The following is a 15,868-nucleotide window of genomic DNA, read 5'->3' as shown; positions in this document are numbered from 1 at the left end:
CTGTGGCAACTGTTGACGAAGCAGCGCGCCCGATCGACCTGGTCGTGGTCGGCCAGGGCTATGTCGGCCTGCCGCTCGCCCAGGCGGCGATCGCGAAGGGCCTCACGGTCGTCGGCCTCGACCGCTCCCAGCGGGTGGTCGACGCGCTCAACGCGGGGTCCAGCCACATCGACGACGTCTCGGACGCCGAACTCGCCGCCATGATCGAGGGCGGGTACACCGCTTCGACCGATGCCGCGGTGCAGGCGCGCGCGAAGGCGATCGTGATCTGCGTGCCGACGCCACTCGGCGAGGCGGGCGGGCCCGATCTCGCGGCCGTCATCGGCGCGTCGCACGCGGCCGGGAAGCACCTGCGGCGCGGGACGCTCGTGGTCCTGGAGTCCACGACGTACCCGGGCACGACCGAGGAGGTCGTCGCCCCGATCCTGCGCGAGGAGTCCGGGCTCGAGGCGGGCGTCGACTTCCACCTGGCGTTCTCGCCCGAGCGGGTCGACCCGGGCAACCCGGTGTACGGGATCGTCAACACGCCCAAGGTCGTCGGCGGGCTCACCGCGGCGTGCACCGCGGCCGCGAAGGCCCTGTACGGGCGGTTCATCGACCAGATCGTGGAGGCCAAGGGGCCGCGCGAGGCGGAGATGGCGAAGCTGCTGGAGAACACGTACCGGCACGTGAACATCGCGCTCGTCAACGAGATGGCGGTGTTCTGCCGGGAGCTCGGCGTGGACCTGTGGGACGCGATCAACCTCGCGAAGACCAAGCCGTTCGGGTACCAGGCGTTCTACCCCGGGCCGGGCGTCGGCGGGCACTGCATTCCGATCGACCCGAACTACCTGTCGTACAAGGTGCGCACGCTCGGGTACCCGTTCCGGTTCGTGGAGCTGGCGCAGGAGATCAACAACCGCATGCCGGAGTACGTGGTGACGCGCGCGATGGCGAAGCTGAACGCGGGCGGCCTCGCGCTCTCGCGCGCGCGGGTGCTGCTGCTGGGCGTGACGTACAAGCCGGACATCGCCGACCAGCGCGAGTCGCCGTCGACGCCGGTGGCGCGCAAGCTCCTCGCGGCGGGCGCGGAGCTGGCCTACCACGACCCGCACGTGCCGGCGTGGAGCGTGGGCGCGGAGCCGGTCGAGCGGGTGACGGAGCTGGCGACGGCGAAGGCGGACTTGATCGTGCTGCTCACGCACCACGCCGAATACCAGGCGGGCGCGCTGCCGGCCGGGGTGCCGGTGCTGGACACGCGGGGCGCGCTGCGCGGCGTCGAGGGCGTCGAGACCCTCTGACCCTCCTCCGGGCAGCCCCCGCCCTCCCAGGGGGGCGTCCCCTGCTCAATTGTTTCGCGGGGGTCCGACAACAACCCCCGGTTCTTACCGTCGTAAGGAAAAGTGTCACCCGAAAGCGTGAACACCGCCGCCGCGGGCCAGCAGGCCCGCGGCGGCGTTTCGGTTCCCGGTTTCCTTGGGTCCCTTGCGGATCGGTCTAGGCGACCGCGCGCGCGAACTTGCGCGTGGCCCACCACACGAGCACGACCGCGAGCGCGCCGATGTAGGCCGCGGCCTGCCAGATGGCGTTGGCGCCCATGTCCCCTTCGAACAGGGAGCGGGCGGCCTCGACCGCGTAGTAGAACGGGTTGAAGTCGGCCACGCTCTGCAGCCACGCCGGGGCGAGCGCCATCGGCAGCATGATGCCCGACAGCAGCATGATCGGCTGGACGAACGTGTTGAGGACCGGCGCGAGCGTGTCCTCGCTCTTGAGGACGATCGCGACCCCGTACGAGAGCGCGCCGAGCATGAACGAGGTCAGGATGATGATCCCGAACATGAGGAACACGCCCGGCCAGTAGATCGTCAGGCCGCCGATCGGCGCGGCCAGGACGACCAGGAGGAGCGCCTGGATGAGCGTGGTCGTGACCGTGGCGAGCGTGCGCCCGATGAGGAGCGCGGCGCGGCTGACCGGGGTGACCCGCATCCGCTCGATGACGCCCGCGCGCAGCTCGGCGATGAGGCCGAAGCCGACGAACGTGGAGCCGAACAGGGCCATCATGATGATGAGGCCGGGCACGAACGTCTCCATGGCGCCCGCTTCGAAACCGGGCGCGCCGTCGAGGCCGTTGAGCAGCGGGGCGAAGAAGATCAGGAAGTACAGGGGCTGGATCAGCATGACCACCAGCCACACCGGCTGCTTCAGGTTGAGCGTCATGGCCCTGGAGTAGACGAGCCAGGTGTCGCGGAATGCCTTCATGTCAGTGCTCCTCTCGCAGCGAGCGGCCGGTCTGCTTCAGGAAGACGTCGTCGAGGCTGGGCCGGTGCAGCTCGATGGACGCGGGGGCGATGTCCTTGCCGTCGAGGGAGCGCAGCAGCTCCGGGAGCGCGGCGGCGCCGTCGTCGACGTACATGCGCAGGAGCGCGACGCCGGTGGCCGGGTCGGGGGCGCCCGCTTCGATCTCGCGGACGAAGTCCTTGCGGCCCAGGAGTTCGACCGCGGCGGCGGCGCCGTCGGTGACGCCGATGGCGACGACGTCCCCGGCGACCTCCTTCTTCAGGTCGAGCGGCGTGCCCTCGGCGACGATCTCGCCGTGGTCGATGATGGCGAGCCGGTCGCAGAGGGCGTCGGCCTCGTCGAGGTAGTGGGTGGTCAGGAAGATCGCGGTGCCCCGTTCGCGCAGGGCCCGGACCTCGTCCCACATGTGCGCGCGCGACTGCGGGTCGAGGCCCGTGGTCGGCTCGTCGAGAAAGAGGAGCTTCGGCTCGTGCATGATGCCGAGCGCGATGTCGAGGCGGCGCTTCTGGCCGCCGGAGTACGTCTTGACGTTGCGGTCGGCGTACTCCTCGAGCTGGAAGGCGCCGAGGACCTCGACGGCGCGGGCGGCGGCCCGCTTCTTGGACATGCCGTACAGGCGGCCCTGCATGACGAGTTCGTCGCGGGCGGTGACCTCGCCCCAGGTGCCTCCCTCCTGGCCGACGTAGCCGATGTCGCGGCGGACCGCGGCCTGGTTCTTGGCGAGGTCGTGGCCGCAGACGCGCGCCACGCCGTCGGTGGGCTCGATGAGGGTGCTGAGCATCCGCATCGTGGTGGTCTTGCCGGCGCCGTTGGGGCCGAGGAGGCCGAAGACCTCGCCTTCTTTGACGGCGAGGTCGACGCCGCGGACGGCCTCGACCTCCTTGCCGCGGGACTTGAAGGTCTTCTTCAGCCCCTTGGTCTCGATGAGCATGGGTTCCTCACGGGTGGTTGAACGGTAGTCCTATTTCCTTGTTCAAGTTTGACTATAACCATGGGGTAGCGAAGGGCACAACCAGGTATAAGCGAATCCGTGAGATTAGTCAAAGGTATAATATTGCGGGTATGTGGAGTACGCGTCTTCTCGTCCTCGGCCTCGTCCGGTGGCTCGGTCCCGTCCACGGCTACCTGGTGCGCCGGGAGCTGGACACGTGGCGGATGCCCGGCAAGCCCGAGATCGGCGCGGGCTCGATCTACCACGCGCTCAAGAAACTCACCGCGGACGGCATGATCGAGGTCGTGTCCACCGAGTCGGTCGACGCGCGCCCGGCCCGGACCACGTACGCCATCACCGCCCGGGGCGAGGCGGAGTTCCAGCGGACCCTGCGCGAGAAGCTGTGGGAGGTCGAGGCCGGCGAGGACCCGTTCAGCACCGCGTGGTCCTTCGCGCAGGTGCTCACCCGGGCCGAGAACATCGCGCTGCTGCGCCAGCGGGCCGACGTCCTCTTCTCCCGCGTCGAGCAGGTCACCGCGCTGCTCGCGGCCACCACCCCCGAGTTCGTGCCCGGCAACGAGGGGTCCTTCGTGCCCGCGCACGCGCGCGCGATGATGAAGCGCCAGATCGACCTGTGGATCACCGACGCCGAGTGGTGCGAGGAGACCGCGGGCCGCATCGAGTCCGGCGACCTCGTGCTCGGCCCCGACCTCGACGCCGAGCACGCCGCGTACTGGCGGGAGGCCATCAAGGGCGACCGGTTCATCGACCACGCCCGCGAACGCCAGGCCATGATCGACGAGATCGGCGCCTCCGAGGCCCGCGACAGCTGACCGCGCCGGGCCGGACCGCGCCACACCTGAACGGCCGTTTAGGAGATCACCCGAAAAAATCCACAACCCTCCTTATGGAGACCCTCCAAAACTTGTGCCGTTTATATCGTTTCGTCCGCTCTTCTGATGACGGCGTCGCCCCGCTCTCGGATATGCGGCCATTACACTGCGGAACGTGCGCAAGGTTTTGATCGCCAACCGCGGCGAAATCGCAGTGAGAGTCATCCGGGCCTGCCGGGACGCCGGGTACGAGTCCGTCGCCGTCTACGCGGACGGCGATCGCGATGCCCCCCACACGCTTCTGGCCGACGAGGCCTTCGCCCTCGACGGCCTCACCGCCGCCGACACGTACCTGCGGATCGACAAGCTCATCCGGATCGCCCAACGGTCCGAAGCGGACGCCGTCCACCCCGGGTACGGGTTCCTCTCCGAGAACGCCGAGTTCGCGCAGGCCGTCATGGACGCCGGACTCACCTGGATCGGCCCCACGCCGCAGTCCATTCGCGACCTCGGCGACAAGGTCACCGCCCGCCACCTCGCCATGAAGGCGAACGTGCCCCTCGTGCCCGGCACCAAGGACCCCGTCAAGGACGCCGCCGAGATCCTCGCGTTCGCCGACGAGCACGGGCTCCCCGTCGCCATCAAGGCCGCCTTCGGCGGCGGCGGGCGCGGCCTCAAGGTCGCCCGCGAACGCGAGGAGATCCCCGACCTCTTCGAATCCGCCGTGCGCGAAGCCGAGGCCGCCTTCGGCCGCGGCGAATGCTTCGTCGAGCGCTACCTCGACCGGCCCCGCCACGTGGAAGCCCAGGTCCTCGCCGACACGCACGGCAACGTCATCGTCGTCGGCACCCGCGACTGCTCCCTCCAGCGCCGCCACCAGAAGCTCGTCGAAGAGGCCCCCGCGCCGTTCCTCACCGACGAGCAGCGCGCCACCATCCACAACGCCGCCAAGGCCATCTGCAAGGAAGCGGACTACCACGGCGCCGGCACCGTCGAGTTCCTCGTCGCCGTCGACGGCACCATCTCCTTCCTCGAAGTGAACACCCGCCTCCAGGTCGAGCACCCCGTCTCCGAGGAGACCAGCGGCCTCGACCTCGTGCGCGAGCAGTTCCGCATCGCCTCCGGCGAACCCGTCCCGCTCACCGAGGACCCCGCGCCGCGCGGCCACTCCATCGAGTTCCGCATCAACGGCGAAGACCCCGGCCGCGGCTTCCTGCCCGCCCCCGGCTCCGTCACCAAGCTGCGCCTCCCCGCCGGCCCCGGCGTCCGCGTCGACACCGGCATCGAAGAGGGCACCGTCATCGACGGGAACTTCGACTCCCTGCTCGCCAAGGTCATCGTCACCGCCCCGACCCGCGAAGAGGCCCTGCGCCGCTCCCGCCGGGCGCTCGCGGAGATGGAGGTCGAAGGCCTCGCCACCGTGCTGCCGTTCCACAAGGCCGTGATCGAGGACCCGGCGTTCGCCGAGGACTTCACCGTCCACACCCGCTGGATCGAGACCGAGTGGGACAACACGCTCGAGCCGTACGGGGCGGGCGCCGCCGCGGGCGGCGAGAACGAGGAGCGCACCAGCCTCGTCGTCGAGGTCGGCGGCAAGCGCCTCGAAGTGTCGATCCCCGCCGGGCTGCTCAACCCCGTCGCGTCGGCCAAACCGAAGAAGCGCGGCCCCAAGAAGCAGGCCGACGCCGGACCCGCGATCGGCGGCGACGGGCTGCCCTCCCCGATGCAGGGCACCATCGTCAAGGTCGCCGTGACCGACGGCCAGTCCGTCGTCAAGGGCGACACCATCGTGGTCCTCGAGGCCATGAAGATGGAGCAGCCCATCGAGGCCCACAAGTCCGGCACCGTCTCCGGGCTCGAAGTCAACATCGGCGACGTCGTGGCCGCCGGGGCCCCGATCTGCCAGATCTCCGAATGAGGCGGGAGCCGGTTAACCGATCTGTCAGATCGCAGACTTACAGCGGGACGTTCGCGGAGGGACAATAGTCAGTGCTGTGCGTAGCACCACAAGCACTGCTCTCAACGACCGAAAAGGGTTAGGGTTCCCGGCGGCGGCATTCCCGCCCGGCACCCGACCACTCCCTACAGGGGGACAGCCATGCGCTTCATCGACGGACAACCCGGCCACGACCTCACTTACGCGGACGTGTTCATGGTCCCGAACCGGTCGAACGTGGCGTCGCGCCTCGACGTCGACCTGTCGACCGCCGACGGCACCGGGAACACCATCCCGATCATCGCGGCCAACATGACCGCGGTCTCGGGCCGGCGCATGGCCGAGACCCTGGCGCGCCGCGGCGCGCTCGCCGTCATCCCCCAGGACATCCCCGTCGACGTCGTCGCCGACGTGATCGCCCGTGTCAAGTCCCGCCCGCTCGACTGCGACGCGGCCCTGACCCTCCCGCCCACCGCGACGGTGGCCGAGGCGATCGCCCTGTTCCCCAAGCGCGCCCACGGCGCGGTCATCGTCACCGACTCCGAGCGCCGTCCGCTCGGCGTCGTCACCGAGGCCGACTGCCGCGGCGTCGACCGCTTCACGCAGCTCGAGCAGGTCGCCTCCGACCGGCTCGTCACCCTCCCCATGGGCCTCTCGGACGCCGAGGCGTTCAAGATCCTCGAGGAGGCGAACGTCAAGCTCGCGCCCGTGCTCGACGGCGAGGGCCGCCTCCACGGCGTGCTCACCCGAGCCGGCGCGCTGCGCAACACCATCTACACGCCGAACACCGACGCGAACGGCAAGCTCCGCGTCGCCGTCGCCATCGGCATCAACGGCGACGTCACCGGCAAGGCCGCCGCGCTCGTCGAAGCCGGCGCCGACGTCATCGTCGTCGACACCGCGCACGGCCACCAAGAGAAGATGCTCGACGCGCTCAAGCTCGTGCGCGACGCCGCCCCGCACCTGCCCGTCGCCGCCGGCAACGTCGTCACCGCCGAAGGCGCGACCGACCTCATCAACGCCGGGGCCGACATCGTCAAGGTCGGCGTCGGCCCGGGCGCCATGTGCACCACCCGGATGATGACCGGCGTCGGGCGCCCGCAGTTCTCCGCCGTCCTCGAATGCTCCGCGACCGCGCGCCGCCACGGCAAGCACGTGTGGGCCGACGGCGGCGTCCGCCACCCGCGCGACGTCGCCCTCGCGCTCGCCGCGGGCGCGTCGAACGTCATGATCGGCTCCTGGTTCGCCGGCACGCACGAATCGCCCGGCGACATGCACTACGACGCCGACGGCCGGGCCTTCAAGGAGTCCTTCGGCATGGCGTCCGCCCGGGCCGTCAAGGCCCGCAGCGCCAGCGACTCCTCGTTCGACCAGGCCCGCAAGGCCCTGTTCGAAGAAGGCATCTCGACCGGCCGCATGTACCTGGACCACAAGCGGCCCGGCGTCGAAGACCTGCTCGACTCGATCGTGGCGGGCGTGCGGTCCGCTGCGACCTACGCCGGCGCGACGAACCTCGAGGAGTTCCACGAGCGCGCGGCCGTGGGCGTCCAGTCCGCCGCGGGCTACACCGAAGGCGCGCCCGTGCCGAGCAGCTGGTAAGCGCCGCAAGGCCTTCTGGTGCGGGCGCGTCGGCTGGTCGCCGACGCGCCCGCGCGCTTCACCTCGCGAGGCGTCCTGGCAGGAGCCGCGCGGGAGTGCACTCCCGCGCGGTCTTCGGGGGCGGCCCCCGGGGTTCCCACTTCGCCGCCAGTCCTGCCAGGACCGGTTCGCCACTCCGCACTTCCACCACCACCGGCGAAGCAGCCGTTTTTGCTATTAACGATCACAGGTCCGGCCGTGGGCGGCAAGGACTGTTTTCCCGCCTGTGGATAACGTTCAGGCCTGTGGATAACTCTCCGACGTACCGGGTCAGCGTCCTGCGTCCCTGGCGTCTCTGGCGAGCATCGCCGCCTGAACGCGGTTGGCGCAGTCGAGTTTCGCGAGGACGCGGCTGACGTAGGTCTTCACCGACGCCTCGCTCATGTGGACTCGGCGCGCGATCTCGGCGTTCGACAGGCCTTCCGCGACCGCTTCGAGGACGTCGCGTTCGCGCGCGGCCAGGCGGGCCACGCGTGCCACCGCGTCGCGCCGCCGCGGCGCCGACTCCGGGGCGACCAGGCCCAGGACCATGCGGGTCACGACCGGGGACAGGTACGCCTCGCCCGCTGCCACCGCTTTGACGGCCGCGACCAGTTCCTCTGGCGCGCAGGTCTTCAGCACGAACCCGGCCACGCCCTGTTCCACGGCGGCGAGCACGTTCTCCTGGTCCCCGAACGACGTGAGCACCAGCGCCCTCGTCCCCGGCGACGCCTCCCCCAGGCGCGCGGCCACCGCGAGGCCGCCCATGCCCGGCATGTGCAGGTCCAGCAGCGCCACCTCCGGCCGCGCCCGCTCGATCGCGGCCAGCGCGTCGCGTCCATTGTGGGCCGTTGCGGCGACGGTGGCGCCGGCCGCTTCGAGGACGGTGCGGACGCCTTCGACGACGAGGGGTTCGTCGTCGGCGATCACGACGCGCGTCATCCGGCCCGCACCCCGGCGACGGAGGTGAGCGGGAGCAGCACGAGGAGGAGGACGACGGTGCCGACGGCGGCGGCGCGGGCGGCGCGGGTGAGCGGGGGGCGTGCGGCGGGGAGGGGCAGCATGGCGTTGAGGCGGAAGCGGGCGGCGTCGGTGCGGTGGTCGAGGAGGCCGCCGGCGGCGTCGACGCGTTCGCGGAGGCCGGAGAGGCCGTGGCCGCCGGGCAGGCCGGGGGGCGGGGCGGTGAGGGGGTTCTCGACGGCGACGAGGAGGGCGTCGGCCTCCCAGGTGACGGTGGCCGTGACGGGGGCGCCGGGGGCGTGTTTGGCGGCGTTGGCGAGGCCTTCTTCGAGGACGGCGTAGGCGGCGCGGGCGGCGGCGGCCGGGAGGGGTCCGGGTTGTCCCCGGTGGTGGAGTTCGACGGGGACGCCGGCTTCCATGAAGGCGGCGGCGAGGGTCGCGGCGGCGGCGGGGTCGAAGGCGGTCGCGGTGTCCGCGCCGGCGCGGAGGAGGGCGACGAGGCCGTGGAGGTCGTCGACGGCGGCGCGGACGGTGTCGCCGACCTGCCGGGTCGCGGCGCGGCGGGCGGGGTCGGTCTCGCGGACTTCGAGGGCGGCGACCTGGACGGCGGCGAGGCCGAGGCGGCGGCCGATGCGGTCGTGCATGTCGCGGGCGAGGCGGAGGCGTTCGCGTTCGACGGCGACTTCCTGTTCGCGCAGGGAGCGGCGGTAGACCTGCCAGAGGGCGACGATGACGGCGGCGGCGAGGATCGCGAGGACGGCGGCGGGGATAGGTCCGGCGGGCATGGCGGCGAGCAGCGCGAACTCGGCGAGCACGATCGCGACGGCGCCGAGGAGTCCTCTCATACCGTCAGGGTACGCATCGGGTCGGGGTGGGCGGCGTTCGCTTTCGTCTCGGGTTTCGGCGACGTTCGGCGACTGTGGGCGAGGGGCCGGGATTCCTACGGTGGCAATGTGATCGAAGTACAGCATTTGACGAAGCGGTATCGGGGCGGCACGGCCGTCGACGACCTGTCGTTCACGGTGGAGCCGGGGCGCGTGACCGGTTTCCTGGGGCCGAACGGGGCGGGGAAGTCCACGACGATCCGGCTGATCCTCGGGCTGGACCGGCCGTCGGCCGGGTCCGCGGTGGTGAACGGGCGGCCGTACGCGTCCTTCGACCGGCCGCTGACGGCGGTCGGTGCGCTCCTGGACGCCGGGGACCTGCATCCGACGCGGAGCGTCCGGGAGCATCTGCGGTGGCTGGCGCGCACGAACGGGATCGGGGAGCGGCGGGTCGGGGAGGTGCTGGAGGCCACGGGGATGGCCGGGGCGGCGCGCAAGCGGGCGAGGACGCTGTCGCTGGGGATGAAGCAGCGGCTGGGTGTGGCGGCGGCGCTGCTCGGGGACCCGGGGGTGCTCATTCTGGACGAGCCGGTGAACGGTCTCGATCCCGAAGGGGTGGTGTGGATCCGGCATCTGATGAGGGGTCTCGCGGCGGAGGGGCGGACGGTGCTGGTGTCGAGCCATCTCATGTCGGAGATGGCGTTGACGGCGGAGCACCTGGTGGTGATCGGGCGTGGCCGCCTGCTGGCGGACACGTCCACTGAGGATTTCATCGCGGCCCATGCGGGCGCGGACGGCGGCGGGGCGAGCCTGGAGGAGGCGTTCATGCGGTTGACGGGTGCGTCGGTCGAGTTCCGGTCGGGGGGCGCGCGATGACGGGTTTCGTGCGGGCGGCGTCCGCGGAGTGGGTGAAGATCCGTTCGGTGCGGTCGACGGCGGTGACGTTGGGGCTGTTCGCGTTGGTGGCGCTGGGTCTCGGCTGGGTGGTGGCGCGCGGGTTCTCGGCGGGCGGCCCGGAGTCGGATCCGCTGCTGCCGGTGTTCTTCGGGTTGCTGACGGCGCAGCTGGTGCTGGTGACGTTCGCGGTGTCGGTGGCGGGTGCGGAGTTCTCGACGGGGACGATCCGGGCGTCGCTGGCGGCGGTGCCGTCGCGAGGCCGGTTCTTCGCGGCGAAGATGACGGCGGTCGGGGTGACCGTGGCGGTGGCGGCGCTGGTGGTGGAGGCGGCGGTGTTCGGGGTCGTGAGCGTGATACTCGGTGACGCGGCGGCGCCGCTGTCGGCGTGGTGGACGATCGAGGCGCTGCTGGGCGGCTGGATCCATTTGACGCTGTTGAGCGTGTTCACGGCGGCGCTGGCGGTGATGCTGCGGAGCACGGTGCTGTCGCTGTCGATCCTGCTGCCGGTGCTGTTCCTGTCGGGGCAGGGCCTGGGGAATCTGGAGGCGCTGAGGCCGGTGGTGCAGTATTTCCCGGACCAGGTGGGAATGGTGATCATGCGGATGACGGTGCCGGGTGATCCGCAGTTCGGGCGGGATTACGGGGCGTGGACGGGGATCGGGATCCTGGTGCTGTGGACGGCGGCGGCGCTCGTCGGCGGCTGGTTGGCGATGCGCCGCAGGGATGCCTGATCCGGGGACCGGGACGGCCGCCGCGGCGATGCGCCGCGGCGGCCTCCGCTTCGGCACTGGATTGTAGACAGTCCACAGTTACTCGAACAGAGTTCATCGCTCTCCGTGTTCGTATAACTTCAGTCTGCAATCGGCTCGGTTCGCCGGGCCGCGGACTTCGCGCGGCGTGCCGCGCGGTGCAGACCGAAGGAGCTCCAGTGAAACGCATTGCCAAGTTCGGGGCGGGTTCGATGATGCTCGCGGCGGCCCTCGCGGCCCTGCCGGCCACCGCCGGGGCCGAAGCGGCCGACGCGAAGGCGAAGGAGGAGGCGAAGGACCTCCTCGTCGCCGAGAGCTTCAGCGGCGCCGAGATCGCCGACCCCGACCTCCGCTCCCTCAACGCGTGCCTGACGGCGGCCACGGTCCTCGGCGGCGACGACGAGTTCGACTCCTGCTCCGACCAGGCCGTCGGCCCCGTGCCCGAGTCCGGCAAGTCCCCCGGGTACCTCCAGCTCACCGACGGCGGGAACTACGACACCGGCGCGGTCATCCACAACGAGGCCCTGCCCTCCGGGAACGGCGTCGAGGTGACCTTCGCGCAGTACCAGTACGGCGGCAGCGCGGCCGACGGCATCGCGTTCTTCCTCGTCGACGGCGACACCGACCTCACCGAGACCGGCGCCTACGGCGGCAGCCTCGGCTACGCCCAGTTCGACGCCGACGGCCACGTCAACGACGGCATCGACGGCGGCTACCTCGGGCTCGGCCTGGACGTCTACGGGAACTTCTCGGGCGACACCGAAGGCCGCGGCAACGGCTGCCCCGAAGGGCAGCAGGCGCCCGCGCATCTGCAGATCGAGACCAACAAGGCGCCCAACAGCGTCGCGCTCCGCGGCCCCGGCCAGGGCAACGAGGGCTACTGCCTGCTCGCGACCACGGCCACCGACGAGTACATCGGCGCCTACTCCGACGGTGACGTCTACGGCTCGGACCTCGCGGGGGACCTCGGCGGGACGACGCTCGACGACGCCAAGCGCCTCGTCAAGCTCAAGGTCCTGCCCGAGGGCGACCGCGCGAACGTGACCGTGGACATCGACTTCCAGGACGGCGACGGCTGGGTCCGCGTGCTCGAGGCCGAAGTGCCCGAGGCCCTGCCCGAGACGTTCAAGTTCGGGTTCGCCTCCTCCACCGGCGGCAAGACCGACGTCCACCTCATCCGCCACCTGCGGGTCGAGGCCTTCCAGTAGCCGAGAACGACGAAGCGGCCCGCGGCGAGACGCCGCGGGCCGCTCCCGTGCCCGCGGTCAGAACTCCATGAGCTGGCGCGCGGCCTCGGCCACCGAGCCCGACAGCGACGGGTAGATCGTGAACGTGCGCGCCACCTGCTCGACCGTGAGCCGCTGCTCCACGGCGAGCGCGATCGGGGTGATGAGTTCGGAGGCGCGGGAGCCGACGACGACGCCGCCGGCGACGATCCCCGAGGAGTTCCAGGCGAAGAGCTTGACGAAGCCTTCGGTGCGGTCGACCATCTTCGCGCGCGGGTTGGACGCGAAGGGGAGGAGGACGCCGCGGCAGTCCACTTTGCCGGAGTCGACGTCGGCCTGGGTGACGCCGACGGAGGCGAGTTCGGGGTCGGTGAAGACGTTGGCGGCGACGTGGGCGAGTTTGATGGGGCGGACGGCTTCGCCGAGGGCGTGCCAGATGGCGATGCGGCCCTGCATGGCGGCGACGGAGGCGAGGGCGTGGACGCCGGTGACGTCGCCGGCGGCGTAGACGCCGGGGACGTTGGTGCGGGAGACCTTGTCGACGGGGATGAAGCCGCGGTCGTCGACGGTGATGCCGTAGGCGTGGAGTCCGAGGTTGTCGGAGTTGGGGATGGAGCCGACGCAGATGAGGGCGTGGGTGCCTTCGATGACGGTGCCGTCGTCGAGTTCGACTTCGACGCCGGTGTCGGTGCGGCGGGCGGCGGCGGCGCGGGAGTGGTTGCGGACGTCCATGCCGCGGCGGACGAAGACGCGGCCGACGGTCTCGGCGGCCTCGGCGTCCTCGTGGGGCATGACGCGGTCGCGGGAGGAGATGAGGGTGACGTTGGAGCCCATGGCGAGGTAGGCGGAGGCGAACTCGGCGCCGGTGACGCCGGAGCCGACGACGATGAGGTGTTCGGGGAGCTCTTTGAGGTCGTAGAGCTGGCGCCAGGTGAGGATGCGTTCGCCGTCGACGGGGGCGGAGGTGAGGGTGCGGGGGGTGGCGCCGGTGGCGAGGAGGACGACGTCGGCTTCGGAGTCGTACGGTTCGCCTTCGACGGGGACGATGTGGAGTTCGTGGACGTAGTTGTAGCCCTTGTCGACGCGGAGTGCGGCGCGGCCGTAGACGATGTCGACGCCGGCGTTGACGAGCTTCTGGGCGATGTCGGCGGACTGCTGGGTGGCGAGGCGGCGGACGCGGCCGTTGACGGCGACGGGGTCGGCGGTGGCCTCTTTGGTGCCGACGCCGAGCTCGGAGGACTCGTGGATCTCGGTGAGGACCGAGGAGGCGGCGATGAAGGTCTTGGAGGGGACGCAGTCGGAGAGGACGCAGGCGCCGCCCGCTCCGGTGGCCTCGATGAGGGTGACGTCGGCGCCGAGTTGGGCCGCCACGAGGGCGGCTTCATACCCGGCCGGGCCTCCGCCGATGATCGCTACTCGTGCCACGGTGCGCCTTTCGGTTTCGGGATGCTTCAGTGCGGGCTGGTTTAAGGGTATCTTCGAGTCGTGCATCTCTATGCCGCGTATGGCTCGAATCTCGACCCTGCCCGAATGCGCGCCACGTGCCCGCGGTCGCCGCTTGTGGGGACGGGCTGGCTGGAAGGCTGGCGTCTGACGTTCGGCAACGCCGACCTGGGCTCGGAGACGGCGGTGGCCACGGTGGTGGAGTCGCCGGGCGAGCGCGTGTTCGTGGCGCTCTACGACCTGGATCCGGCGGACCGGCAGGTGCTGGACGAGCTCGAGGGCTTGAACTCGGGCCTGTACCGGAAGATGCACACCCTGGCGGCGACGCTGGAGGCGAACCGGCCGGTGTGGCTGTACGTGTTCGAGGGTTTCGAGGGCGGCCTGCCGAGCCAGTGGTATCTGGACGAGATCATGCGGGCCGCCGAGGCGGCGGGCGCGCCGCAGGATTACGTCGAGGCGCTGCGCAAGCGCCCGACCGCCGAGTAGACGACATGCGATAGGGGGAGCCGCTCCGCGGCTCCCCCTATCGGCGCGCGGTCGCTCAGAAGGCCGGGCTCGCGGCGGCGGCGAGGACGGTGTGGGTCATGACGCGGATGCCGTGGCCGAGGGCGGTCTCGTCGATGTCGAAGTTGCCCTGGTGGATGTCGAGATGTTCGCCGGGGCGGCCGACGCCGAGGCGGGCCATGGCGCCGGGGACCTGCTCGAGGTAGTACGCGAAGTCCTCGCCGCCCATGGACATCGGGGCTTCGGCGACGGCTTCGTCGCCCAAAGCGGCGGCGGTGGCGCCGGCGAACATCGCGGAGGCCAGGCGGTCGTTGACGACCGGCGGGACACCGCGGCGGTAGTCGATCTCGCATTCGACGCCGGAGGCGCGGGCGACCGAGCGGGTGATCTCCTGGACGAGGTCGGGGATCATGTCCCAGGTCTCGTGGCCGTGGACGCGGACGGTGGCGCGCGCGAGGGCCTCCTGCGGGATCGCGTTCGCGGCCTCGCCGGCCTGGACCGCGCCGAAGACGATCGCGACCGACTGGCGCGGGTCGAGGCGGCGGTTGACGAGGGCGGGCACGTCGACGACGACGCGGCCGATGGCGTTCACGAGGTCGGTGGTGAGGTGCGGGCGGGAGGTGTGGCCGCCGCGGCCGCTCATGCGCACCTCCATCACGTCGCACGCGGCCGTCAGGGGCCCGTTGCGGACCGCGATCTTCCCGGCCGGGAACTGCGGGTCGCAGTGGAACGCGAAGATCGCGGCGACATCGGTGAGCGCCCCGTACTTGATCATGGTGGGCGCGCCGGAGGGGAACTGCTCCTCGGACGGCTGGAAGATGAGGCGGAAGCGGCCGGGTAGGCCCTCGCGGCGGTCGAGTTCGGCGAGGACCCGGCCGAGGCCGATGAGCATCGCGGTGTGCGCGTCGTGCCCGCAGGCGTGGCAGACGCCTTCGACGGTGGAGCGGTACGGGACCTGCTTGGGGTCGTGGATGGGGAGGGCGTCCATGTCGGCGCGGATCGCGATGACGCGGTCGCCGGTGCCGATGTCGCAGGTGAGGCCGGTGCCGTCGGGGATGAGCTGCGGGTCGAGCCCGGCTTCGGCGAGCGCGGCGGCCACGTAGTTCGCGGTGTCGTGCTCCTGGCGGGAGAGGCGCGGGTTCGCGTGGATGTGGCGGCGGGCCGCGATGACCTCGCCCGCGTGGGCGGCGAGCCACCCGTCCAGGAACTCGGGCAGCGACGTGGGCATGGCCTGCTCCTCAGCGGGATCGCCGGAATGGTCGAACGAGGGAAGGGCGCCGGGTACCACGAGACACGATTCAGGCGCTATCGCGCCCGGCAGCGGCTCATTGGCTTTTGTGGCGGTACCCATCTCGACGACTTTCTCCGCAGTGAGCGTAAACATTCCTTCGCGCCTCGCAATTCGCGTTCGAGGATCAAACCAATGGGGCGCGATCCGGCTAGCTTAATCCGATCGCGCTCCGTTGCGGCCAGCGCCGTGATTTGCGACGCCCGGTCTCCGCCCCCAGGTCCCCGCGCCAGTGGTGACGGTCACGCGACGTGCGGTCACGACCGTTAAGCCGTACCCGCCGTCATGAGGCATAACGCTTGCCGAGCCGATAAGTTACGGCCGAGATCCGGATTTTCAAACAGAACAGGGACGCGGCGGTCGGGCTTGACGCGTCCGCGGAC

14 protein-coding genes are annotated in these 15,868 nt (G+C 71.0%); 8 read left to right on the top strand and 6 right to left on the bottom strand.

Annotation, left to right across the window (positions count from 1 at the left end):
* The first annotated feature begins 2 nt into the window (after window positions 1–2).
* A complete protein-coding gene (locus AB0K52_RS16835; RefSeq protein ID WP_363532676.1) occupies window positions 3–1,280 on the top strand; it encodes a nucleotide sugar dehydrogenase in 1,278 nt (425 codons plus the stop codon).
* Between the two features lie 196 nt (window positions 1,281–1,476).
* On the opposite strand, the gene AB0K52_RS16830 is transcribed toward AB0K52_RS16835, so the two are convergent.
* Window positions 1,477–2,238 (bottom strand): ABC transporter permease, encoded by a 762-nt coding sequence (locus AB0K52_RS16830; protein WP_363532673.1) that lies wholly within the window; start codon window positions 2,236–2,238, stop codon window positions 1,477–1,479.
* Window position 2,239: 1 nt separating this feature from the next.
* Window positions 2,240–3,208 (bottom strand): ATP-binding cassette domain-containing protein, encoded by a 969-nt coding sequence (locus AB0K52_RS16825; RefSeq protein WP_363532670.1) that lies wholly within the window; start codon window positions 3,206–3,208, stop codon window positions 2,240–2,242.
* A 131-nt stretch (window positions 3,209–3,339) separates the two neighbouring features.
* On the opposite strand from AB0K52_RS16825, the gene AB0K52_RS16820 reads away from it, so the two are divergent.
* From AB0K52_RS16820 to AB0K52_RS16810, 3 genes are all read left to right on the top strand, one after another.
* Window positions 3,340–4,041, top strand: a complete 702-nt coding sequence (locus AB0K52_RS16820; RefSeq protein ID WP_363532667.1) for a PadR family transcriptional regulator — start codon at window positions 3,340–3,342, stop codon at window positions 4,039–4,041.
* Window positions 4,042–4,216: 175 nt separating this feature from the next.
* Window positions 4,217–5,959, top strand: a complete 1,743-nt coding sequence (locus tag AB0K52_RS16815) for a biotin carboxylase N-terminal domain-containing protein (protein WP_363532664.1) — start codon at window positions 4,217–4,219, stop codon at window positions 5,957–5,959.
* Between the two features lie 180 nt (window positions 5,960–6,139).
* Complete coding sequence (locus tag AB0K52_RS16810; RefSeq protein ID WP_363532661.1) at window positions 6,140–7,576, top strand: GuaB1 family IMP dehydrogenase-related protein; 1,437 nt, start codon at window positions 6,140–6,142, stop codon at window positions 7,574–7,576.
* Window positions 7,577–7,885: 309 nt separating this feature from the next.
* Here AB0K52_RS16810 and AB0K52_RS16805 read toward each other — a convergent pair whose 3' ends face one another.
* Window positions 7,886–8,536 carry a response regulator transcription factor gene (locus tag AB0K52_RS16805; RefSeq protein WP_363532659.1) on the bottom strand — a complete coding sequence of 217 codons (651 nt, stop codon included), beginning with the start codon at window positions 8,534–8,536 and terminating at the stop codon, window positions 7,886–7,888.
* Entirely contained in the window at window positions 8,533–9,399 is an 867-nt protein-coding gene (locus AB0K52_RS16800) for a histidine kinase (protein WP_363532656.1), read from the bottom strand. Before AB0K52_RS16800 ends, AB0K52_RS16805 begins: the two co-directional genes overlap by 4 nt.
* 108 nt (window positions 9,400–9,507) lie before the next feature.
* Between AB0K52_RS16800 and AB0K52_RS16795 the strand changes: the two genes are divergently transcribed.
* The 3 genes from AB0K52_RS16795 to AB0K52_RS16785 all read left to right on the top strand — a co-directional run bounded on the left by AB0K52_RS16795 (window position 9,508) and on the right by AB0K52_RS16785 (window position 12,232).
* Window positions 9,508–10,254, top strand: coding sequence for an ATP-binding cassette domain-containing protein (locus tag AB0K52_RS16795; protein ID WP_363532653.1), 747 nt, complete (start codon window positions 9,508–9,510; stop codon window positions 10,252–10,254).
* Window positions 10,251–11,006 carry an ABC transporter permease gene (locus tag AB0K52_RS16790; protein ID WP_363532650.1) on the top strand — a complete coding sequence of 252 codons (756 nt, stop codon included), beginning with the start codon at window positions 10,251–10,253 and terminating at the stop codon, window positions 11,004–11,006. The genes AB0K52_RS16795 and AB0K52_RS16790 overlap by 4 nt, the downstream gene beginning before the upstream one ends.
* A 197-nt stretch (window positions 11,007–11,203) precedes the next feature.
* Window positions 11,204–12,232, top strand: a complete 1,029-nt coding sequence (locus AB0K52_RS16785; protein WP_363532647.1) for a hypothetical protein — start codon at window positions 11,204–11,206, stop codon at window positions 12,230–12,232.
* Window positions 12,233–12,289: 57 nt separating this feature from the next.
* Here AB0K52_RS16785 and AB0K52_RS16780 read toward each other — a convergent pair whose 3' ends face one another.
* Window positions 12,290–13,675, bottom strand: a complete 1,386-nt coding sequence (locus AB0K52_RS16780; RefSeq protein ID WP_363532644.1) for an NAD(P)H-quinone dehydrogenase — start codon at window positions 13,673–13,675, stop codon at window positions 12,290–12,292.
* Between the two features lie 60 nt (window positions 13,676–13,735).
* On the opposite strand from AB0K52_RS16780, the gene AB0K52_RS16775 reads away from it, so the two are divergent.
* Window positions 13,736–14,179 carry a gamma-glutamylcyclotransferase family protein gene (locus tag AB0K52_RS16775; protein ID WP_363532641.1) on the top strand — a complete coding sequence of 148 codons (444 nt, stop codon included), beginning with the start codon at window positions 13,736–13,738 and terminating at the stop codon, window positions 14,177–14,179.
* A gap of 55 nt (window positions 14,180–14,234) precedes the next feature.
* Here AB0K52_RS16775 and AB0K52_RS16770 read toward each other — a convergent pair whose 3' ends face one another.
* Window positions 14,235–15,425: an amidohydrolase gene (locus tag AB0K52_RS16770; RefSeq protein WP_363532639.1), complete on the bottom strand. Its 1,191-nt coding sequence runs from the start codon at window positions 15,423–15,425 to the stop codon at window positions 14,235–14,237.
* Window positions 15,426–15,868: the final 443 nt, after the last annotated feature.

The sequence above is a fragment of the Glycomyces sp. NPDC049804 genome (assembly GCF_040674615.1).
Taxonomy (GTDB): domain Bacteria; phylum Actinomycetota; class Actinomycetes; order Mycobacteriales; family Micromonosporaceae; genus Glycomyces; species Glycomyces niveus.
Note: the sequence above shows the minus strand (reverse complement) of the source record. Positions and strands in the feature narration are given on the sequence as shown.